We start from the raw sequence: 22441 nt of genomic DNA, 5'->3' as shown, positions 1-22441 counted from the left end.
ACCCATTTTGTACATAAATGGGTCTTTATTTATTAAAATAGGGCATTGATGTGGTCCCATAAGGAAATATCAAAGGAAGAGGGACCCAATAGGGATTCTCCTGTAGCATCGCCCATGCGTACGATGACCAAATCTTGACTGGGAACGATATATAGTTTTTGATCATCCTTTCCAAGGCCGGCAATAAGATCCTGTGGGGCATTGGGGATTAAAGCTCCCTGAAATTGCATTTCCGAGCCAGGAACCCGAAAGTTCTCTTTCCCGTTGAGCCACCATAAATACCCATATGCTTTATTCATATCCTGAGAGCTATTGGTCATGGCATTGAAATAGGAATTGTCATTGAGAATCGGACTGCCTTCCCAAAATCCTTTATTCAGATTCAAGAGTCCAAAACGCGCCATACTTCGTGCCGTACTAAAATAGACATTGGCAAAGCCAAGCCGCAACCATTGTCCATCCATACCGATCGGATCTTTAACTTTACGATCAAAATAAGATTCAAAATTAACGCCTGTAGCCCCCGAAATGATATCCTGTGTCAAGGTATAGGGAGCGTTGTGGTAATACCAAAAGCTATCTGGTATATTTAAAAAATGCAAACATTGGGCTTCTGTGCAATTGAGATTGCCTACCGTATAGTCCAGCCCTGTGGTCATGCTTAAATGATGCGAAACCTGAATGGTCATTTCTTCATTTTGGGAGAGATTGCTCCAACCCTCGCCCAAATAGGTGGAGGAAGGGGAATGTAAAGATAGGAGACCCTCGGCTTGCGCTACCCCCGCGGTAAAGGCTGTGGCACTTTTGCCTACCGAATACCAGGGATGAGGTTCATCCCTATTACTTCCATTTAAATAATACTCTAGGACAATACGCCCGTCCTTTACGATAAGAAACGCTTTGGTATCCTTTTCTTCTAAAAAGGCGCTAAGTTCCTGCGCTGCGCTGTTGCTCCAGCCCAAGGTTTCCAACGAGATGGTTTCCCACATGTCGGCACCTACGGGAGGAAAATAGGCGGTGGCAGGGAAGGGGTCCATATCTTCTGTTGCTCCCATGAACTCCTCATTGTCACTATCCGAGCAGCTACAATAAAAAGTAAAAAGGATTGTGCCTAAGATTGCATTTAAGTATTTCATTTTATGGGTTTTACTGTAAGATTCCAGTTGGGTACAAAAGGTTTAACGTAAAAATGTAAGAAATCGTTTAAAAACAACATTCTTCCTCATTCAAATCGTATTTTTGCAGCTTATTTAGGAATCATGCGAACAAAATCACTAAAGAAAAATACAATCAATGTAGTCACCTTGGGCTGTTCTAAGAATGTCTATGACTCAGAAGTATTGATGGGGCAATTGCGGGCCAATGATAAAGCGGTGGTACACGAGGGAGAAGGAAATGTGGTAGTCATCAATACGTGCGGTTTTATTGCCAATGCGAAAGAGGAAAGTGTGAATACGATTTTAGAGTATGTACAGCAGAAAGAAGCGGGAGCCATAGATAAGGTTTTTGTGACAGGCTGTCTCAGTGAACGTTATAAGCCAGATTTGCAGAAAGAGATTCCAAATGTGGATGAGTATTTTGGAACAAGTGAATTGCCGAATTTATTGAAGGCATTGGGAGCAGATTATAAGCATGAACTTATTGGAGAACGCCTTACGACCACGCCAAAGAACTATGCCTATTTGAAAATAGCCGAAGGCTGTGATCGTCCTTGTTCTTTTTGTGCTATTCCCATAATGCGCGGAAAGCATCGTAGCAAGCCTATGGAAGATTTGGTCATTGAAGCGGAGAAATTGGCGGCGAAAGGGGTAAAAGAATTAATTTTGATTGCACAGGACCTTACCTATTATGGATTAGATCTGTATAAAAAGAGAAATCTGGCAGAATTACTTCGGGCTTTGGCCAAAGTGGAAGGGATTTCATGGATTCGCCTGCACTACGCATTTCCAACAGGTTTTCCTATGGATGTCTTGGAAGTGATGCGTGAAGAACCAAAGATTTGCAATTATATCGATATCCCCTTGCAACATATCGCCGATACCATATTAAAAAGTATGCGAAGGGGGACCACCAAGGCCAAGACCACCCAATTATTAAAGGATTTTAGGACTGCCGTTCCAGAGATGACCATCAGAACTACCTTGATCGTGGGTTATCCCGGAGAGACCGAAGAGGATTTTCAAACGCTAAAAGAATGGGTCAAAGAGATGCGCTTTGAACGCTTGGGTTGCTTCACCTATAGTCATGAGGAAAATACACATGCCTATACCTTGGAGGATAATGTGCCCGAGGAAGTGAAAGAGCAACGTGCTGCAGAAATTATGGAAATACAATCCCAGATTTCTTGGGAATTGAACCAAGAAAAAGTGGGAAGTACTTTTCGTTGCTTGATTGACCGCAAGGAAGGAAATCACTTCATTGGGCGTACGGAATTTGATTCTCCGGATGTGGATAATGAAGTATTGATCGATGCTTCTAAGTTTTATTTAAAACAGGGCGATTTTGTGGACCTGAAGATTATTGAGGCCGCAGATTTTGATTTATATGCAGAACCACTATCCTAACTAAAAAAACATAAATACAATTCAGAACTTTTTTCAAAAGGAACGGGGAATTTTGGATGTATTCTAAATATCCCATAGGTTATGTCAGAGGATTGTCATTAGCATTATACTAGGGCATTGAAAGAGACGCTATAAAATTGTATATTTCAAAATAAATTTTAAAATATATACCAGGACTGAACAATACGTAGCGCCTATGAAAAATGTATTATTTAAGCTAGGAGTACCAGTATTACTATTGTATAGTATTTTCATAGTTATTGTTGAGCTGCAATATGGACAGACCGGAGTAAGGGAATATTTAACAGATATCAATGGAAGTGGTCCTTTTTACGGATTGAATACCACATTTACCACCATTTTGTTGACACTTACCTCCTATAATTTTATACTTTGTGCACTGCGATATCACAAAAAAGAAAAAGGCCGTAACCTACAGCTTTTATTTTTCATAATTCAAGCACTAATATTTCTTTACCTTGCTTTAGATGAGCGCTTTAAGGTTCATGAACGCGTAGGGGGAAAATTAGGGATAGATGACGCTTATGTCCTTGGTTTGGTAGGAGTGGGAGAGCTCGTGGTATTGTATTATTTTAAGGAGTTGCTTTGGAACAATACCCTAAAAAGTTACGCTTTATACCTTGGGGGACTGTGCTTTGGAATTATGATTTTAATAGATGCTTTTGGCGCCAAAGAAGGCCTGCTGCGCCTTTCTTTTGAGGACCTGTCCAAAACTTGGGCCATTTTTTTTCTCTTTATTTACTCTTTTGAAACCTTTAGAGTGTGGTCTAAGAAAAGTTCACAATCCTAGTACACCAAGGAAGCGAATTATAGCTGTGGACATTTTGAAAAGCAGTATGCTTTCTATAACAGAATAAGGACAAACAAAATATAGGAAGAATGTCTGTAGTTATAAGGTGACATTGGAAATCAACTGTTCTACAGTGGGGTGATCATTTCCTCCAGCAGGTTCAATGGTAATATTAAGGGACTCGGCATGATCAATGTATTCCATATGGACCATGGTTTCGTTTTTAGGAATGACGCCCATATTGATCATCACTCCTTCCACATCGGCCCAAAGCTGGTAGTCATGATCCGCATCTAGCTGTGGTAGTCCTTCGGCATTTAAAATAACCTGTTTCTCATTATGATTCACATAGGCAACCGCAGTAGCTGCCGGAGCTATGGCATTGCCTTTAAGTACCAATTGGGTAACATTTGGAGTGTTAATGGCGGCATACCATTCTTCAGTATCGTTCAATCGTTTCTCCAGCCCATCTATTTTATTTTTTAAGGTAGACGTTTGGCCCTCTATTATTTGAAGTCGATCCTTTTCACGTTGCCATTGTGTATAGAACCAGAAGGAACTAAGAAATAAAAGTGCGGCAAGGCTCGCGGCCACAAGAAAAGAACGATTAGGGGCTTTTTTAGGTTTCAGGGGAATGGGCTCTTTCTTTTCCGAAGCTTTTGAAGAAATCGCTGTCATGAGCTTTTCCTTCACGCGATGGTGTGGCATCACGGCATTTTCCAGGGCCATTTGTTCAAAATTGTCTTCCAGGTCCCGGTAATGCGCGCGTAATTCGGCATCTTCTTTGAGCAATCGTTCAATTTCAAGAGAATCTGCTTCGGAGAGTTCCCCCAACAAATACTGCTCTAAGATTCCGTCTTTCTTTATGGTGTTTTTATCCATTATCCCACGATTTCAATTAACAGCCAACAGCATAGCATGGCACTTTTATAATTTTTGCGCAACCCTTTTATGGCCTGTTGAATATATGATTTAAACGTGCCCAAGGGTACTCCCATTTCTTCATGAGCTTCCCTATGGGTCAATCCCTTAAAATAAACAAGATCTATGGCCTCTCTGTGATGGGGCTCCAATTTTTGTACGGCCCCTTGTAATTCCGTATGATCTGTTTGGGATTCATCAACACTCTTATCGGTATATACACTCAATTCTTCCGTTTGGATGAGTTTTTTTGGCCGCCTTAAAGCATTTAAGGTGCTATTTTTTGCAATACGGTAGACCCAAGTATAAAATTTCCCCTTTTCAGGATCGTACAAATGTGATTTTTGCCAGACTTTTAAAAAAGTTTCCTGCAAAAGTTCTTCTGCCATTTCTTCTTCATGGCACATACGGAGTATAACACCATAAATAGCGCCTGAATACCTATCATACAGGGCAGAAAGCGCTTGGTCATCTTTCTCCTGTAGTAGTTTAATAAGTTCTAAATCGTCTTGCACGGAATAGGTTTACCATATCAAATTTAAAAAAAAAATAGGGCATCCTCATCCAAGTTTAAAAAAGTGGTGTACATGAGAGTAGAAACAACAAAATATTAAAAGTAAAAACGTAAGTCATGAAAAAAGTAATTTTTATTAGTTCAATGATTGCCTTTTTGGCATTTGCTCAAACAGTAACAGCACAAGGAAAGAAAGATATCGTAGACACTGCGGTTTCTTTAGATGATTTCTCCACTTTGGTTGCCGCAGTAAAGGCAGCGGACCTGGTAGGTGCCTTAAAAGGAGATGGCCCCTTTACCGTATTTGCCCCTACCAACAATGCGTTTGGAAAACTGCCCAAAGGTACTGTAGGAAGCCTGTTGAAACCGGAAAACAAAGGAACGTTGACCGCCGTATTGACCTATCATGTGGTTGCCGGTAAATTTATGGCCAAGGACATTGTGAAAGCAATTAAAGCCAATGGAGGAAGTTTTATGGTAAAAACATTGCAAGGACAGGAGTTGGTTGCCTCTATGAAGAATGGAAAAGTGTATTTGATGGATGCAAAAGGAGGAAAATCACAAGTGGTCATTACTGATGTGGCTGCATCCAATGGCGTTATCCATGCTATTGAATCTGTAGTAATGCCCAAATAGGTTGTATTTCCTGATTCTTGATGAAAAGCACCGCCTTGGCGGTGCTTTTTTATTTTATGGGGTACACCTTTAAATAGCTGTTTTGTAGCGTATCTATGGGGACTACCCTCATTTTAAAATTTCCAGAGGGATAATGTATGGGCATGGAATTGGGGAATGCGGACTTTGTTTTATTAATCCCGGTTGTTGTCCTTCCATGCTGCTTTGGAAAGCGACTAAGGTGCTTATCAAATCTATTCTTTGTTGGTAAGTTGCGTTCTTGCCAGGCGTTGTTAATACCAAGGGAGTCGTTGTTCAACTTTTCATATTGCTGTGCGCTCACCAAAGGAGTTATGAAAAAAACACTTAAAAGAAGTCCATAGGGTTTCATAGTACGATATATTGACAGATATATCATTAAAGATATGGAAAAAGAGAACAATTTCTCTTTTTTTAACAGGAGAAAGTACAGTGGCTGCCCTGCTATTCCTTAAAAAGCACTGCAATTGGAATGGAAGAGAGAAAGGTAGTATCTTAGGCCTCATGGATGAAATAGAAATCAGGACGGTAGATGTCGTGCAATATATAAAACCTTTACGGGAAGGAGGTTCCTTACCGGCTATTGTAAAGGCGGATGATGATTTTTTGTATGTCCTAAAATTTCGAGGGGCGGGGCAGGGCAAAAAAGCCTTGATAGCCGAATTCATAGGAGGGGAACTTGCCCGAGCCATAGGATTAAAAGTACCTGAACTGGTATTTATGAACCTGGACGACTCCTTCAGTAAAACCGAACCCGACGAAGAAATACAGGATTTGCTGAAATTCAGTGTTGGCCTTAATTTGGGACTTCATTTTCTTTCCAGTGCCATTACCTTTGACCCCCTGGTAGCCAAAGTAGATTCTAAAACAGCTTCTAAAGTAGTTTTGTTGGATAGTGTGATCAGTAATATTGATCGGACGGCAAAAAACACCAATTTATTGCATTGGAATAATGAGCTCTGGGTTATTGACAATGGAGCAAGCTTCTATTTTCATCACAATTGGGGAAGTTGGGAACACCATCTTACAAGAACTTTTCCTTTGATCAAAGACCATGTGCTTTTGGAACAGGCACATCATTTGAAGGAAGCTGCTGAAGAGATTGTAAACGCATTGCATCAAAATAAAATAGAAGAAATAATAGCCAAGGTACCTGAAGATTGGTTGATCCACGAAATGGATGTATTGACTCCCAAAGAAATGCGAACAGCATATATGGATTTTCTATTTGCAAAATTAGGAATGATCGATGCCTTGGTAAAAGAAGCAGAAAATGCAAGATAGATGTACTTTTGAATATGCTATTATACGCATCGTGCCTAAAGTGGAGCGCGAAGAATTCTTCAATGTAGGGGTGATTCTTTTTTCAAAACGAAAAAAATTCTTAGGGATGAAGTATCATATTGATTCCAAAAAAATTGCTGCATTTTCAACCGAGATCGATCAGGGTACGTTTGAAGCTTATTTACAGGCTTGGGAACACATTTGTGAAGGAGGGCCTAAAGGAGGCTTTATTGGGCAATTTGAATTGGCCGATCGTTTCCGATGGTTAGTAGCTACACGCAGTACCATCATTCAAAGTTCCAAAACCCATTCCGGTCTATGTCATGATCCCGAGAAGGCATTGGAAGATATTTTTAAACGCTATATTTTATAGAAGCTTCTCCTATGAACCTTGTCCAACATTGTGAATTGTGCAGCCTGCAAGAGATGGACTATATAGAGGGCGCTAGATGCGCTCTTACCCAAACAAAACCAAATTTTAAAAGAACTTGCCCGGATATTCAATTGGAACAAAAGTTAACAGCTAAAATAAAAGCGGTCAACATTGCTTATGAGCGTGTTCGACGTACTAGAACAGTAACCTTTGTGTACAGTACTGTTTTTTCATTGATTGGAATTGCTACAATAATTGGTGCTTACCTCTTAGGTACTTATGTTTTTGATAATGGCGTAATTTCTATTGTGCCTTTGCTTATTATGCTTGTCGGGCTTGTAGTGCTCGCTATGGCTTTTGGGCCCTTGAATACTTATCAAAGGGATATTGCTTTGACCAAACGACAAAAACAAAAACTGGACAAACTCCTAAAGTTGTACCATAGATCATATGTAATTAATGTTAGTTTTGGAAAGGAAATTCATGGCGATGTTGAGGTAGATGTACATTTGGAGATTAAAAAGACCTTTGTGAGTCCCTATGAACAGATACATTAATAAGGGAAAGACGGAGTAGTAGCTTTTTCCTATCCATGGGCACCATGGTTTCAATCATTGGGTGCTATAAGATCTTTAATGTAATTTGAAACTGTCTGGGCGGGCATAGATCCGTAATTGCTCAGTACGATGACATAGTAATCCTGTTCCGGATAATATTCAAAGGCACTACCTACACCGATAAATGAACCACCATGGCCAATAGTAAAGGCCTTTCCCTTTTGTTCTAAGGCAAAACCATAGCTGTATGATCTGGAGTAATCCGAAAAATTGAAAACAGGTTCTTTTTTTTCATATAACCATTGCCTGGTTTCTTTACGTAAAAGGAGATGTCCGTTAATCGCTTTAAAGTAGGTGTAAAGATCTTTTGCACTAGCATAAACACCTCCGGAAGGGAGGGCAAATTGCCATAGGGAATCGGTGTTTTTCAATCTTGTTTTTAAAAGATGACCTTGCTTATCCTTGTTGGTATAGCCTATGGCTTTATTGGAATGGTTTTTCAATTTTTTATAATCACTGAATGTATGTGTCAGGCCAAGAGGTTTAAAAATATATTGTTCTAGATATTGGGAATAGGTGATGCCACTGACCCGTTCTATAATAACTCCCAATAAACTATAATTTTCATTGGAATAGTCATGCTTTCCCAACACTTTGAAATTGTTTCTCCTGCTATTATTCATGGAATCCAGGTATTGTATATGTGCTGCCAATAGGTCATCCAGGTTTTTTGCTTTTTTTTCTGCTTTATTATAAGGTTTGTAATCGTCCAATTCTATCCCGGAGGTATGGTTGAGTAAATGGTGAATGGTCACCTGATCGGCAATATCCTTGGGGTATTCCTGAATATATTTACTTATAGGGTCAGAAGTATGCAATACCCCTTTTTCAACTAGTTGAAGAATGGCCATGGCAGTAAAGGTTTTGGTAGTGGAAGCCACACAAAAAGAGGTCTGTAGATTATTTCTTTTTTGAGTGCTGTAATTCCGCATGCCATAAGCACTTTCAAATACTATATTTTCTCCTTTAGCGATTAATACAGTCCCAGAAAAATAGTCCAACTGACTTAACTTCTCAAGGTAAGCGTCCATTTGTAGTGCTATTTCAGGGGCAGTTAAGGCGCTATATGGAGGTAAGGTGCCCGATGGGCGTAAACCTCGGGCCACAGATTTTCCGATAATCTTGCCTCCTGCATCCATACTTAGGATTATAGCAACCCAACCTTTGGTATCCTTCCCTTGAAACCAAAGGGCCAATCGATGTTCATTGGTCCATTCTTCCACTTTTTTATAGACTTCAACACTTCCAAAATCGGCAAAAACCCCAGGCCAGTAGGAAGCCCATTCCTTAGGATCGATTCCAGAACAATGTTCCTTTGCAAAAGCAGCCAATTCATTTTCATTATTGCTGTTATATGTTTTTATAAACGCTTTAAATAGTCGCGTAGCCTTGTGGTTGGGCCATTGGAAACTGGCTTTTTCCTGAGCCATTAGGCCATTGTTTAGTAGAACGGCTATAATCAATAAATACCATGTTTTCATCATCCTTTATTTTTTTGAAATACAAACTAAACTATTATTCTTGCCAAAAACTTGAACAAATTAAAGGTGGAGTAGGGCAGCAAATTTTTTAGGGGATAGTTGGGTAGATTTTTTGAATTCCCGGGAAAAATGACTTTGGTCTGCATATCCTGTGCTATGGGCAAGTTCTGTGAGATTTCCATTTTGAGCAAACATTCCGGACATGGCAAAATGTAGACGCAGTTGTTGTTGGTACGACTTGATATCAATGCCATGGCAATCCTTAAATGCCTTGCCAAGATATACTGGATTGAGTCCTATTTCTTTGGCCAAATCTGAAATTTTAAAGGATTCCCGAAAATGGATATCAACCAGTTTTCTGGCCTCCTCAATGCGTTTTGGGATGGCAATTGCGGTTTTTTTAGGATATAATAGCGGTGTTATGTTCTTTTTTAAATGCGTTAGGGCCTCCTTTTTATCGGGCTGGTGAACCACCTTCAAAAAATAGGGAAGCAAACCGGAAGGCTGCAGAATATTCCAATTGTCCCAATGGTGATCGTAGTACTCCCAATCGTAAATTTTAAAAGACAAAATAGAGCAATTTTCCGTGAATACATCACTATGCAATAAGCCTGCAGGCTTAATCAAGGCGTTGCCTGGTCGCACTACTCGGGTTCCTGTAGAAGTATGTTCGATCAACGTACCGGTAAGCAATAGGCTCACGGTCAAAAAATCATGATCATGGAGGCGCATGTCACTCTGTTTTTCCATATAGTCTTGCCGACTTATTTTTACCGAACCATCTTTAAAATATGTAATGTCCTTAGTCATTTTTTTACTTAAAGACGAAGGAGTAATGGAAATGTGGCGCGCCGAGCTTGTCTTTGGTCAATTATAGTCTTGTGGGTATTATCGCTCTCTTTATGCTACATAATGTTCAACTTTTACGCAACATTTTTATCGTCAATCCACCCAATAGGAATATAACAATACCCATAATACTCCAAAGCCATATGGGATTGGTAAATAAAGCTTCTTTCCCGTCTTCCTGTTCTTGAGGAATATCTTGTTCTTCATCAACACGCACAGGGGACATATGTTTAGGAACCGCGGAGGCAATGGCATTGAGGTCATACGTGGGCCTTCTCTTTTGGGGATTGCCATAAGCAAGATAATAGGTGGCCGGTGTTGTAAAACGCGCCGATAATGTGTGGGAATAGCCCATTAGTGTTGCACGGTCAATGGTTAAAGGCGCATTGTCATTATTTTCAATAAGAATCCGTAGTTTTTTGGCAATGGTGGTTTTAAAGCGCAAAGGCTCTTTTTGTAAGGAAGATAGAGTGCCATAAAATAAGGATTGGTATATAGGCTTCCATCCTTTATCGGTTTCCACGCTATCCAAGGCATAATTGATCTGTAAAGTACGGTAATAGTCAATATCATCGGAAACATTCAGGTTCAGTTCGCTTAGGGGCACTGCAAAATCCAGGTCAATAGCTATTTGCGTCTGTTTTGTTATTTTATCGTTTGCGAGTTCAAATTTTTTAATGGGATACTCTTTTAAGGGATGTAGGCTGTCTAACATTACTTGCTTTTGAAGATAAGCCCGATTCAGACGTGGTTTTTCATCCGCTTTGACCAGTATTTTGTAATAACGGTATTTGGAATCTGGAAAGCTTAGGGTGGTATAGTTGTAGTTGGTATGGATATTTTTTATGGAAAGAATGCGGTAATCCTCAATAATGGAAAACCATTCCTTTAAATTTTGACTACCCTCAAGCTGTACCTTCCAATCAAAATTTTGTTGATTGAAATTAAGTATGATCTGATTTACCACCTCAAGCGAAGTCAATTCAAAAGTGAAATAATATCCTCTTTTATTCTGAGATTGATTAAGACGCCTAAAATCGACTTTAATTTGCTGTCTTTTAGGTGCGTTTAGTTTTAAGAGATAAGGAGCTTCAAGGGTGTCTTTGGCAGCAGTAATCCCATAAATGCGAATATCTGATAAGTCGGTATTTACTTTTTCATAGAGGGCATCAGGTAAGGTGAGGCTATGCCAAGTATCCGAAATACCTTTGATTTTCCGTTTGTGATTATAGGATGATAATTGCCCGTATAAAAAGGTTCCTCCCCAAAGGATTAAAATACTACTTAATATCGTCTTCATGTTCCTCTGAAATTAGATTTTTGTACTTGTTATATAAAAATGAGATGATCAAAAGCAAAATGCCCAATGCCACAAAAACAATAGTTTTTGATAGCGTACTGGAGGATGCAATATCATAAACGAACAATTTGATCAGGGTAATGGCAAATAGAATCATCGCTGAGATACGCAAGTATTGCTTTTTGTTCCAAATTCCCAAAACAATAAGCATTACGGCATAGAGTCCCCATAAAATACTAAGTCCTAATTTATAGGATTGATCGGAATTGGCCAGATCCATCCAATGCAATAATTCACTGCTTAAGACCCAGAGTATGGTGATGTGCAATACCATCTCAAAGAGAAGACGAAATCGCCTTCGCATAAATTCCTGTTGGGTATACCAATGCGAAACAACGAATAAAGCGCCGAGTGCCAGAAAGGAAATATAACGTATGACAATATTAAATATTCCAATTTCAAAATATTCGTACGAAGCCCGATTGATATAATGTTGACGGAGTTCGCTCAAAGTGTATAATCCGCCTACGAGGAAAATCAGGATGCCGAGGCCATTGAGTAAAAGATTGAACCTGCCGAGACGATCGTTTTTAAACACTTTGATGTTGATGAAAGACAATAAGGCAAAAAAGACGACCGTATAAATGATCAACCACATACTTTTTATATCCAGAAGATTGGTGTTCTGCTGTGAATATATCGTTTCCGAGCTTCCTAGATCCAGTATGGCATTGTCATACTGTTGTATCCAATATCGGTCGATCTCAATAAAAAAAGAGGAGTATAACACAAATAAGAAAATGGCAGGAGTCAACAAGGTAAACCAGTTGTTCCAGGTTTGGGATTTCAGGACAGTTGCCGTGCGTCTCTGTTGCCACAGAATAATACCAAATGCGGCAAGGAATAGGGTTGCAGTCAGAAAACCGCGGTTTAAGATAGGGGTAAAAGTGTAATCTGAATCATTAAAGTAGCCTCCGCCCCAGTCCTGTAAAAGACTTAGAAATGCCAGAACAATCAATGGATATGCCAATTTTTCATAGACAGGGATGCCTTTGTCCCGCCCTATCCAAAATAGTAAGGCGGCTTCCCCAACCCAGAGCATTGTCACCCAATTACCATCCAACTGCACGGGTATGGCAATGGTGATAAAGACCAATACTAGGCCTGATACCATATAAAAAAGGCTTTTATCACCTAGTTTTTGTTTGTAAATGACCGCACTGAATGCAAAATGTATGATGGCATTACCCAAAGTAAATATCCCTAAAAGTTGTTCGCCAGTTTCGTGATCGTTTAAAATACCATACCCAATGCCGTAGAAGATGAAGGCATTGCACAAGAGTAGAACGATATCCGAACTGCCAAACGGTTCTTTTTTCTTTAGCTTATAAGCAATGAAGTTGAGGTAAAACAATATAAAGAATAGGCCTAGGAAAACCAAAGCTATGGAAAAGTGCTCCTCGCGTCGATAAGACAGGGCGTACCAAGAGAAATAAATAAGCCAAGTGAGAGCAAAAGCAACAAAATACAAGGGTTTCCAATATTTCTTGAAGGAAATAATCAGGATTCCAATATTGATAATGGCCATATAGCTAAATAGTACGATTACCTGACCAGAACCATCGCTTAGGAAAAATGGAACAGCATAAGCGCCTACCAATCCAATAATGGCAATTACTTGTTTGTCATAGTGCAAGGCGGCCACCACGGTAAATACCGTAAAAATGACCATCAATGCAAAGGCAATGCTCTGTGGAAATAGAGCATAGAAACTATAGCCCGAAAACGTAATGAAATACATAATGGCCATGGCACCACTGACCAGTACCGCACTATAATTCTTATACTTGGTTTTAAGCTTGATGCCCACACCTAAAAGCACTATTCCAGCGATATAGCCTAGGATAATCCTAGTTAGCGGGCTGATCAGCTCATTTTCGATAGAATACTTTGCTCCAATGGCAACCCCAATGATAGTAATGATAATTCCAATTTTGTTGATGAGGTTTTCACCAATAAACTTTTCCAAACTAGATTTCACCTTGGGTGCCTGGGCCGACGGAGTTTTTTGGGCTACAGCTTCGGGTGTAGCCAAAGGAATCTCTTCTTTCACCACATTTTCTTCTTTGGAAGGCGTGGGAATAGCGCTAGTTTCCTTAGTTGTAATGGCCTCTTCCATTGGTGGAGGAGAAGCCGTTTTTTCCTCTTCAGGAAGTCCAAATTTCTTCAGGTGATCAATTTCCTTATAGAGCTGCATTAATTCCTTGGCAAAGAATTCCTGTTTGGACAGCAATTGTTCGAGTTTTCTACTGAGTTCTTCTATTTTATCTTGGGTATTGCTCATCTAAAGGTGGTTAGGTATTTATGCAAAAAAGGTATGTCTTTATTCTGTGTCAAGCATTTTATAGATCTCACCGATTGCCTTGTCCAATTGGGGTTGGTTTCCTGAAATACGATCTTTAAAGTTTTCTTTGACATACATATCCGGGCTTACACCTGATACCTCCAAATCCCTGCCATCCAAGCTATAGCAGCCCCAAGAGGGAAGGCGATAAAAAGAACCATCGACCAAACCATTGCCCGAAGTGAAAATGATCCACCGGTAGGTTTCAGTTCCTATAACTTTGCCTAAGCCTAAGGCTTTGAAACCTTCAGAAGTCATTTCAGCATCACTTAGGGTTTGTTCATTGATTAAAATGATAATGGGCTTGGCAGCCGGTCCAAAATTGGGCTGTGAAGTGAGCGCGCCATCCCTGTATTTCCATTTCAAATACGGTTTTTGCGAAAGAAATTGCAATACGGCATCATGAACATTTCCTCCAGTATTGTAACGTAGGTCTAAGATCAACCCTTTTTTTGTATAAGCTTCGGAAACCATCTCCCGCTTGAAATTTTCAAGTTCTCCCCCGCCCATGTTTTTCATGTGGATATAAGCAATGTCTTCATTGCTTTTTAGATCCACATAGGCTTGGTTGTCGTCTACCCATTCATCATACAACAAATTGCGCAAATTGCCCGAGCGAATAGGGTGCAGGTCTACGACAATTTTTTCATTGTTTCGAGAAAATTGCAAGCGCATTTCAGCATCCATAGAAGGTTGTACGAAGTACATTTCACGATTCCTTTTAGGATCTATTTTTTGATCATTAACAGCAATCAGGCGATCCCCTGGCCTGATATTCTTCCCACTTACGTCTGCAGGGCCATCGGCTACAATACCTGCTACGACATAAGGGTCAGAGGCCGAAAACACAATGCCGGTAGCCAGCGTACGGGTGCCGTAATATTTATTTTCTTCTTGACCATTGGAGTAGAATCCGAAATGGGAGGTATTTAACTCTCCCAGCATATCATTGAAGAGGGTACGTAGATGCGCACGTTCCCTAATATGTGGCAAGTAAGTGGCGTATTGCTTTCGCAATTGCTGCCAATTCTCTCCATGAAAATCCCCATCGTAATAGTTTTCCTCAAACCCGGCCCAGGCTTCATAAAACATTTGCTGAAACTCATCGGACAAGTTTTTACGGAAGGTATGGGATAGTTCAATTTTCTTTATGGCATTACTCTTAATATCCAAGGAATGAATATCTCCACCTTTTAAAATGTAATAGTGGTCTTTTGCCACGCTTATTTGATAAAAAGGAACATTGTCACTTACTTTTTCGGTTTTATCCTTTTCAAAAGGAGTTAGGGTGGTTTTCCACAAATGGGAATTGCCCTCACTGTGATTGGAGATGTAAAAAATATAGGTAGATTCTCCTTTCTTGGTGGCATAAGCGTTGCGTTGCAGCCCAAAGGAAGGTCCCAAGCGCTCCAGACGATCCATGAGACCCTTTTCTTTGATACGAATGTTAATGGCTGGTTTTTCTTCTTTTTCCTCTTTTTGCCCCTTTTTAACCTCTTTTCCTTCCTTTTTTTCAAAGAGTGCATCAAATTTATCCGCTGAAAATGGGGCTTCGTAATTGTCCAATGCCATCTTATATAAATGGGCTTCATTTAAACCATATGGATAACTGGGTGCAGTGAGATTGGATCCAAAATAAATGTACTTGCCATCGGGAGACCAAATGGGATTTCGTTCTGTTACGCCGGTTTTCGTGAGATTCGTAACTTTTTTGGAAGGAATATGCAGGGTAAAAACATCGGCTTCAAAATTGCGGATGGCGTTGTAGGTAAGGTATTTTCCATCTGGTGAGAATTGTGCTTGTGGTGCATAAAGTGACCAAAATTCATCCTTTACCAGAACGTTACTTTTAAGACTCTTTAGATCAATTAAACGCAATTCGTCCCTTCCACTAATATATGCACCTTGGGTTAAGTTGGGATCAAGGATAATATTTACATTGTTTCTGGCATCTTTGGTCAACTGTTTCTCTTTGCCTTTCCCAGAAGCCGCAATGGTAAACAAATTTGCGTATCCCTTGAAAGTTTGATTGAACAAGAGCGTTTCATTGTCCTTAAGCCACTTTACCTCCAAAACGCGCTCCTCTTTTTGGGTAGCGAGCTGTTTTATGAACTTTCCTTTGATGTCGGAAACAAAGAGTTCGCCACGAGATACGAAAGCTATTTTTTTGTGATCGGGAGAGATATCAAAATTGCTGATATTTCCACTGATCTTAAAATCCTGTGCCTTGTTCAGGGTGTTGTTTGCAGCAATGGAGATTGCAACCTTAGCGGTTTTTTTGGAAGTAACATTGTATAGGAACAATTGATAATCCTTGGTAAAGACCACATTTTTTCCATTTGCACTTACCTGTGGCCTTCCAATGGAAGTTTTAAAACTGGTCAGGCTTTTTTTGGCATCATTTTCAAAAGTGTACAAATTATACTCCCCAAACTGTTCATCGGAAACAAAATAGCGTTTGCCGTTTTTATCAATAGTTACCCAAAAATCTTTACCGTTGTAAGAAGTGTACTCCTTGTATTCCTTGGTTTTGGGGTTATAGGATTTTATATCCGGATTGTAATCACCCTTGTAACGTTTCCGATGGGCAAAGTTTTTACTTTCCCAGCTTTCATTAAAGTAAATGGCCTGACTAATGGGATGAACAACTATATTGTGCGTGTTATCAAAATAATGCTCAAAAAGCCGTTTGGGGGTTTCCCCGGTAATCGCAATGGAATATCCGCTAAAACGATTGGCCCTATTGGATGTGAAATACAGTGTTTTGGAATCCCAGCCCCAACTATCCAAATCATCTGAGGCATCGTTAAAAGTAAGTTGTTGTATTTCACCTCCTTTTAAGGGCATAATGTAAATATCCCTATTGCCGTATTGATCTGCACTGAAGGCAAGCCACTTCCCATTTGGAGAAACACGGGGCAAGCTTTCTTCACCTTGCATTCCGGTGAGCCGTAGGGCCTCTCCTCCCTCTGAGCTTACCTTCCACAGGTCGCCATTATAACTGAATATAACATGGTTTCCATCGGGAGTCAGTGTAGGGTCTTTCATAAAATAAGCTTCTTGAGCCGAAGAAGCGGAAAAACAAAATGTCATTAGGAGACAAAGGCAAGTGAAAATTTTCATGGGATACTTTTATTTAATGTTGTTGGTAAGGGAGTGTTAGGGTTACATATTTACATATTCAAATCCGGCCAAAGGGATTCCTCTAAGGTCCTCTTCGGTTTCATTGAGCAGGATACCATGTTCCAAGAATACTTTTAGATTGGTCAGCCAAAAAGTCCATCCATTGCTGCAACCGTAATGAATGTTCAATTTGTTTTCATCATCTGTGGGAATCTCGTATTGTGTTAAAGAGAGTAATATGCTTTTGCCGGTATCTTTGAGTGTAACGAGGACTTTACATTGGTCGGCAAAAGAAATTTCAATAGTATCTTTTTCATTGGCTTGGAGCACCTTTCCCTCTTCATTGGCGTCCCAATTGTGCCATTCCCAAATGTATTGATCTCCAGCTTGAATGTTTTCTGAGGGAGTACGATAACTGCCGGAAGGAGTACTATAGGTGGCTTTTTTTAAAAACCAACTGCTTATGCCTTCCGCTGTGCCCCAAGCCCAGTACAATTTTTCCATGGACGTTTTAATGTGAATTTTTTTTGTAAATGCGTCAAAACTCAGTTTTTTCATGATTTAAAGTTTAGCGTTCAGTTCATAGGTGTAAATTGTTCTTCCCAGAGCCGCTAGGAATGGAATGCCTATGGTGTCGTACTCATAGGTGTCATCGTTGAATATTCCATTCTTATTGACTAGGATAGTTGCCGTCAGTAAAAATTCAATTTTATTTTTTGTATCCCGTATATACGCACAGTCCGTTAGGGTGCCGTAGGCATAGCCTACTTTATTATAAATTTTAATATGTTCCGGAATAGGATCTTTGGTATCGCCATACATGAAGAACTTTACGTAACTATCGTAGTATTCTTTGGTATCATACCCCAATTCCTTGGGTAAGGTATGCATAGATTTCAACAGAAAGTCGCGCTGCTTGGAACTCAGGTTAAACTGCGCATTTTTGGGGTAGGCTTCTGGAAAAATAACCCGCTTTAAAACCTCATGTTGACTATCTATGGGATAATAGTTTTTTAAGCTGAAGTCAAAAGGCTCTTCCTCGAAAACATGGTCCTTGTAGAATCCTTTTCCTTTCTGAATACCTTCCAAAAGCAATGCTTTGGCGGAAGAGTTGATGGTGGGTTCCAGCATGGTAGTGGTACTATCGTTGAGGTATATGATCAATGGTTTTGTGGTAATTTCATCCGCTTCGGCTACAGATAATCGATGGGAAATTCTGATGGGGGCCACACCTTTTGCCTCAAGCTGTGTGTTGATATGATCTTGACCTAAGAATTCAAATAATCTATTATAGGAGCTGTTGTCGCTTACCGCAAATATGTTGGAAATTGCTTCGGCAAAGGAAGTCTCTACCGTATCTCCTTCTACATAAAATCTGGTATTAAGATGTAAGCGTTCATCCGTATTCAATTGCTCCAGCGTCAAGACGGCAATAGGGAATTTTACGGTACTTGCGGGATAAAAGTATTTTTTGGCCTTTACATTGTAGCAGTGATCAATAAAGGAGAGGGTATCATTTTGACGTTCTACTTGGGTGTACCTAATCTGTACTTCGTATGGAGACACACTGTCCATTACCTGTTTGATTTTAGGATCGTCAGATGCTAATATGAATTCAAGGGGAGCACCAATTTTCTGTTCTTCTGCACAAGAGTTTCCCAGTGTTACTATTAGTGCTAGATAAAGAATTGGTTTTTTTATCATGGGTTTGGTTATCAATTTTAGCTAGGATCACCTAACTTTTACAAGGGGGCAATTCAGGGAGTATATACCTCGCCCCGATGGGGTTTTAATGCATCGCGTACCGATATCATTTCAGATTCCTCTACCACCATATAGGCAATGCTGTACATATCGCTATAGTAGGTATGCCCACTAATATTTAGCGCTAATTTCTCCAAAGCAATATATTCTTTAAGGTGAACCACATGGTGTTCTGCTGTCTTTTGTGCGGCGGGACCCCTAAAATCCCATATTAGTTTTATTTTTCTGCTCACTTTTTCAGTTTAACGGATGTTTTTACAAAACTCAAAAGGCACGTACTACGGTTAAAAGCTTGAAGTGTTTTCTCTAGAATAGCACTCCCACCAAGAATAACAACATATCCTTTATTTGCGTATTTGCCCTACTAAAGTAGTAAATTCTAAGCTTTTGGTATGAATGAGAAATGTTAATCAATACCCCTTGTCATTGTCAAAGAGAATGGTTTTGTTAACTTTGTACCTTACGTTTTTTTAAAAACTGCCCATTTGAAATCGATATATTGTTTTATTGCAATTCCATTGCTAATAGTACTTGGGGGTTGCGATGGTATTTTAAAAAAGAAGGAAGAGAAGGAGCCCATTGCACGAGTTGGCGATGTCTTTCTGTATAAAGAGGATATTGCTCCTTTGTTGGGCAAGCGTATTTCAAAACAGGATAGCATCTCCTTTGTAACCAATTACATTAATATTTGGGCAACGAAGCAGCTCTTGCTTTCCAAATCCAAAATTAATTTACCCGAGGAAAAATTGGCCGAATTTGAACGGTTGGTGTCCAATTATCGTGTTGACTTATATACGAGGGCGTATAAAGAAGCTTTAGTGGAAAAAGGTCAGGATACAGTGGTGAGCGCTTCGCAATTGAATGCGTTCTATGAGCAAGAAAAGGAAAACTTTAAATTGAAGGAAAAATTAGTGAAGTTGCGTTTTATAGCGTTACCAAAACCTTTTTTGAACAAATCCGAGGTCATAGAGAAATTAAAAAGCTTCACTAAAAATGATAGGGTATATCTAGATTCTGTAGGCGTGCAGTTCAAGAAATTGCACTTTAACGACTCTATTTGGGTGCCAATGTCTCGGGTTCTGGAAGAGATTCCGCCCTTAACCTTTGAAAATCAAGACAAGTACTTAAAAAAATCACAATTTTTTGAATTAGAGGATTCAATAGGGGTATATTTGGCTAAAGTATCAGATATTTTAGAAGTAAATGATATTGCGCCCTTACAGTACATTGCTCCCAGTATTGAGCAAGTATTGTTGAATAGAAGAAAGTTGGATTATCTTCGTAGATTGGAAACCGAAATAATAGATGAAGCGATTAAAGAAAATGAATTTGAAGTATATGGACAAGATGAATAAAGGAATCTTTTTTCTTTCTTTTTTGCTCTGTACGGCCTTAGGTACTGCCCAGCAGACCGCTGATGGATCTTCGGATCAGGCCTATGCAACGAAGAATGATTCTTTGAAAAAGACCAGAAGAGTAAAGTTAGATGGTGTAGCAGCAGTAATTGGAGACTATGTGATTTTGGAATCGGATATCACTAAATCCTTGATCGATTTAAAAAATCAAGGTGCTTCCGATGATGAGGTGGATCGCTGTAGCCTTTTGGGGAAATTAATGGAAGACCGTATGTATGCCCACCAGGCCGTTCAGGATAGTATCTTGGTCTCAGATGGTGAAATCAATAGCAATAGTGACCGTCAGATACAAACTTTTGTACAACAATTGGGCTCCATGGAAAAGTTATTGACCTTTTTCAAAAAAGATACCGAAGAGAGCTTGAGGGATGAATTGTATACTATTAATAAATTACGTTTGTTGGCAGAGCGCATGCAGCAAAAAATTGTTGCCGAGATAGAGGTCACTCCAGAAGAGGTACGCCAGTTTTTTAATAATATTCCAGAAAAAGAACGCCCGGTTTTCGGAGCAGAACTTGAAATTGCCCAAATTATAAAAGAACCTAAAGCCTCCGAAGAAGAGAAACAAAAGACTATAGATAAGCTTAATAAGATAAAAGCGGATATTGAAGAGAATGGGGCCAGTTTTAATGTAAAAGCCATTTTGTATTCGGAAGATGATGGTTCTAAGTCCAGGGGAGGCTTTTATCCCGGAATTACAAGAAAGAGTGGTTTTATCAAAGAGTTTAAAGATGTTGCTTTTAGTTTACGCGAAGGCGAGATTTCCGATCCTTTTGAAACGATATATGGATATCATATTATCTATATAGAAAAGATCAGAGGACAAGAACTCGATTTAAGACATATATTGTTGAAACCTGAAATTTCCAAAAAGGCTATGGATGCTGCCAAGAATGAATTGGATAGTATCCGTCAGAAAATCTTGGATGGGCAGTTTACTTTTGGCGAGGCTGCTTTAAATTTTTCCGATGACAAACAAACCAAATTTGACGAAGGGAAATTGAGAAACCCTATTAATTTTGGCCCGCGTTTTGAACTGACACGAATGCAGCCCTCTTTGTATAATCAGGTGAGGACAATCAAAGATGACGAGATTTCAAAACCTATTTTAGAAGAAGATCCAAGAGAAGGAACAAAATATAAGATTCTGAAAATCACCAATAGATATGATGAACATGTGGCGGATTTTTCCAATGACTATCTTAAAATTCAAGAATTGGCACTGAGGGAAAAACAGCTAAAGACAATTCGGAAATGGATGGTCGAGCATATAAAAGACACCTATATCAGTGTAAATGAAGGTAATAGAGGATGCGATTTTCAGAATAACTGGTTAAAAAAATAATACCGCATGTCAGACGTTACTGCGATCAACAATTTAGTTGAGAAGCATCAGGCTTTAAAAAAGGAAATTGCTAAAGTGATCATAGGACAGACCGAGGTCGTCGATCAGATTTTATTATCGATTTATACAGGAGGGCATTCCCTATTGATTGGTGTGCCAGGATTGGCAAAGACCTTAATGGTCAATACCATTGCCAAAACTTTGGGACTTAATTTTAAGCGTATTCAGTTTACCCCGGATTTAATGCCCAGTGATATTTTAGGGAGTGAAATCTTGGATCAAAACCGCAATTTCAAATTCATTAAAGGCCCCGTTTTTTCCAATATCATTCTAGCCGATGAAATTAATAGAACACCCCCGAAAACGCAGGCAGCACTTTTAGAAGCCATGCAGGAACGCTCTGTGACCATTGCAGGAAATCAATATCAACTGGAATTGCCTTATTTTGTGTTGGCAACCCAGAATCCCATTGAACAAGAGGGTACCTATCCCTTGCCGGAAGCCCAGTTGGACCGTTTCATGTTCGCCATTGAATTAAAATACCCATCGGTAGAAGAAGAGATCAAGGTGGTGAAAGAAACTACTTCGGATCTTAAACCAGAAGTGAGTGCCTTATTCAATGCGGTCGAAATTATAGAAGTTCAACAATTGGTCCGCCGTATTCCGGTGCCGGACAATGTAGTTTCCTACGCTGTGAAATTGGTGAACAGTACACGCCCTAATCTAGAAACGGCTTCAGAATATGTGAAGCAATATATTGATTGGGGAGCTGGTCCTAGAGCCTCACAAAATCTAATCTTAGGAGCAAAGGCCCACGCTGCCGTACAGGGTAAGTTTTCACCAGATATTGAAGACGTAAAGGCCGTTGCCATTGGTATTCTTCGACATAGAATCATCAAAAACTACAAAGCCGAAGCCGAAGGGATTTCCGAAGAAGAGATCATCAAGAAGTTATTATAAGGCTACTTTCTTAACTATTGCCAAATTTTTTTAAGGACAGAAGTAAAATTCGAGAGAAAAAA

At 39.6% G+C, this 22441-nt stretch carries 21 protein-coding genes; 9 read left to right on the top strand and 12 right to left on the bottom strand.

Annotation, left to right across the window (positions count from 1 at the left end):
* Nucleotides 1-32: 32 nt before the first annotated feature.
* Nucleotides 33-1136, bottom strand: coding sequence for a serine hydrolase domain-containing protein (locus ACEXOE_RS00725; protein ID WP_394746801.1), 1104 nt, complete (start codon nucleotides 1134-1136; stop codon nucleotides 33-35).
* 123 nt (nucleotides 1137-1259) lie between these two features.
* Here ACEXOE_RS00725 and rimO point away from each other — a divergent pair, with 123 nt between their 5' ends.
* Both rimO and ACEXOE_RS00715 read left to right on the top strand, forming a co-directional pair.
* Entirely contained in the window at nucleotides 1260-2564 is a 1305-nt protein-coding gene (gene rimO / locus ACEXOE_RS00720) for a 30S ribosomal protein S12 methylthiotransferase RimO (protein ID WP_394746800.1), read from the top strand.
* Nucleotides 2565-2760: 196 nt separating this feature from the next.
* On the top strand, nucleotides 2761-3375 hold the full coding sequence (locus tag ACEXOE_RS00715) for a hypothetical protein (protein WP_394746799.1): 615 nt from the start codon (nucleotides 2761-2763) through the stop codon (nucleotides 3373-3375).
* A 99-nt stretch (nucleotides 3376-3474) separates the two neighbouring features.
* Here ACEXOE_RS00715 and ACEXOE_RS00710 read toward each other — a convergent pair whose 3' ends face one another.
* Both ACEXOE_RS00710 and ACEXOE_RS00705 read right to left on the bottom strand, forming a co-directional pair.
* Nucleotides 3475-4257, bottom strand: coding sequence for an anti-sigma factor domain-containing protein (locus tag ACEXOE_RS00710; protein ID WP_394746798.1), 783 nt, complete (start codon nucleotides 4255-4257; stop codon nucleotides 3475-3477).
* Nucleotides 4257-4811, bottom strand: a complete 555-nt coding sequence (locus ACEXOE_RS00705) for an RNA polymerase sigma factor (protein ID WP_394746797.1) — start codon at nucleotides 4809-4811, stop codon at nucleotides 4257-4259. The genes ACEXOE_RS00710 and ACEXOE_RS00705 overlap by 1 nt, the downstream gene beginning before the upstream one ends.
* Before the next feature lie 116 nt (nucleotides 4812-4927).
* Here ACEXOE_RS00705 and ACEXOE_RS00700 point away from each other — a divergent pair, with 116 nt between their 5' ends.
* Nucleotides 4928-5446: a fasciclin domain-containing protein gene (locus ACEXOE_RS00700; RefSeq protein WP_394746796.1), complete on the top strand. Its 519-nt coding sequence runs from the start codon at nucleotides 4928-4930 to the stop codon at nucleotides 5444-5446.
* A 49-nt stretch (nucleotides 5447-5495) separates the two neighbouring features.
* Here ACEXOE_RS00700 and ACEXOE_RS00695 read toward each other — a convergent pair whose 3' ends face one another.
* On the bottom strand, nucleotides 5496-5816 hold the full coding sequence (locus tag ACEXOE_RS00695; protein WP_394746795.1) for a hypothetical protein: 321 nt from the start codon (nucleotides 5814-5816) through the stop codon (nucleotides 5496-5498).
* Between the two features lie 152 nt (nucleotides 5817-5968).
* Here ACEXOE_RS00695 and ACEXOE_RS00690 point away from each other — a divergent pair, with 152 nt between their 5' ends.
* From ACEXOE_RS00690 to ACEXOE_RS00680, 3 genes are read left to right on the top strand one after another with little or no spacing between them, the layout of a single operon-like run.
* A complete protein-coding gene (locus ACEXOE_RS00690; RefSeq protein ID WP_394748482.1) occupies nucleotides 5969-6748 on the top strand; it encodes a HipA family kinase in 780 nt (259 codons plus the stop codon).
* A complete protein-coding gene (locus ACEXOE_RS00685) occupies nucleotides 6738-7121 on the top strand; it encodes a DUF3037 domain-containing protein (protein ID WP_394746794.1) in 384 nt (127 codons plus the stop codon). Before ACEXOE_RS00690 ends, ACEXOE_RS00685 begins: the two co-directional genes overlap by 11 nt.
* An 11-nt stretch (nucleotides 7122-7132) precedes the next feature.
* Nucleotides 7133-7678 (top strand): hypothetical protein, encoded by a 546-nt coding sequence (locus ACEXOE_RS00680; RefSeq protein WP_394746793.1) that lies wholly within the window; start codon nucleotides 7133-7135, stop codon nucleotides 7676-7678.
* A 50-nt stretch (nucleotides 7679-7728) separates the two neighbouring features.
* Here the strand turns inward: ACEXOE_RS00680 and ACEXOE_RS00675 are convergent, their stop codons facing one another.
* The 8 genes from ACEXOE_RS00675 to ACEXOE_RS00640 form a co-directional block, all read right to left on the bottom strand.
* Nucleotides 7729-9222 carry a serine hydrolase domain-containing protein gene (locus ACEXOE_RS00675; RefSeq protein ID WP_394746792.1) on the bottom strand — a complete coding sequence of 498 codons (1494 nt, stop codon included), beginning with the start codon at nucleotides 9220-9222 and terminating at the stop codon, nucleotides 7729-7731.
* A gap of 57 nt (nucleotides 9223-9279) precedes the next feature.
* A complete protein-coding gene (locus ACEXOE_RS00670) occupies nucleotides 9280-10029 on the bottom strand; it encodes a helix-turn-helix domain-containing protein (RefSeq protein ID WP_394746791.1) in 750 nt (249 codons plus the stop codon).
* Between the two features lie 106 nt (nucleotides 10030-10135).
* The gene (locus ACEXOE_RS00665) at nucleotides 10136-11368 is read right to left on the bottom strand and encodes a DUF3999 family protein (protein ID WP_394746790.1); all 1233 of its coding nucleotides are present in this window, start codon (nucleotides 11366-11368) and stop codon (nucleotides 10136-10138) included.
* Entirely contained in the window at nucleotides 11349-13712 is a 2364-nt protein-coding gene (locus ACEXOE_RS00660) for a DUF2339 domain-containing protein (protein WP_394746789.1), read from the bottom strand. Before ACEXOE_RS00660 ends, ACEXOE_RS00665 begins: the two co-directional genes overlap by 20 nt.
* A 39-nt stretch (nucleotides 13713-13751) precedes the next feature.
* Nucleotides 13752-16820, bottom strand: coding sequence for a S41 family peptidase (locus ACEXOE_RS00655; RefSeq protein ID WP_394746788.1), 3069 nt, complete (start codon nucleotides 16818-16820; stop codon nucleotides 13752-13754).
* Between the two features lie 117 nt (nucleotides 16821-16937).
* Nucleotides 16938-17453, bottom strand: coding sequence for an SRPBCC family protein (locus tag ACEXOE_RS00650; protein WP_394746787.1), 516 nt, complete (start codon nucleotides 17451-17453; stop codon nucleotides 16938-16940).
* A gap of 3 nt (nucleotides 17454-17456) precedes the next feature.
* Nucleotides 17457-18599, bottom strand: coding sequence for a serine hydrolase (locus tag ACEXOE_RS00645; protein ID WP_394746786.1), 1143 nt, complete (start codon nucleotides 18597-18599; stop codon nucleotides 17457-17459).
* 53 nt (nucleotides 18600-18652) lie between these two features.
* Nucleotides 18653-18892, bottom strand: coding sequence for a hypothetical protein (locus ACEXOE_RS00640; RefSeq protein ID WP_394746785.1), 240 nt, complete (start codon nucleotides 18890-18892; stop codon nucleotides 18653-18655).
* 252 nt (nucleotides 18893-19144) lie between these two features.
* On the opposite strand from ACEXOE_RS00640, the gene ACEXOE_RS00635 reads away from it, so the two are divergent.
* The 3 genes from ACEXOE_RS00635 to ACEXOE_RS00625 are packed head-to-tail and all read left to right on the top strand — an operon-like array spanning nucleotide 19145 to nucleotide 22379.
* Entirely contained in the window at nucleotides 19145-20014 is an 870-nt protein-coding gene (locus ACEXOE_RS00635; protein WP_394746784.1) for a peptidyl-prolyl cis-trans isomerase, read from the top strand.
* Nucleotides 19965-21419 carry a peptidylprolyl isomerase gene (locus tag ACEXOE_RS00630; RefSeq protein ID WP_394746783.1) on the top strand — a complete coding sequence of 485 codons (1455 nt, stop codon included), beginning with the start codon at nucleotides 19965-19967 and terminating at the stop codon, nucleotides 21417-21419. The genes ACEXOE_RS00635 and ACEXOE_RS00630 overlap by 50 nt, the downstream gene beginning before the upstream one ends.
* Before the next feature lie 6 nt (nucleotides 21420-21425).
* Nucleotides 21426-22379, top strand: coding sequence for an AAA family ATPase (locus tag ACEXOE_RS00625; protein ID WP_394746782.1), 954 nt, complete (start codon nucleotides 21426-21428; stop codon nucleotides 22377-22379).
* The last annotated feature ends 62 nt before the right edge of the window (nucleotides 22380-22441 follow it).

Origin of the sequence: Spongiimicrobium salis (genome assembly GCF_043678055.1) — a bacterium.
GTDB classification, from domain to species: domain Bacteria; phylum Bacteroidota; class Bacteroidia; order Flavobacteriales; family Flavobacteriaceae; genus Spongiimicrobium; species Spongiimicrobium salis.
Note: the sequence above shows the minus strand (reverse complement) of the source record. Positions and strands in the feature narration are given on the sequence as shown.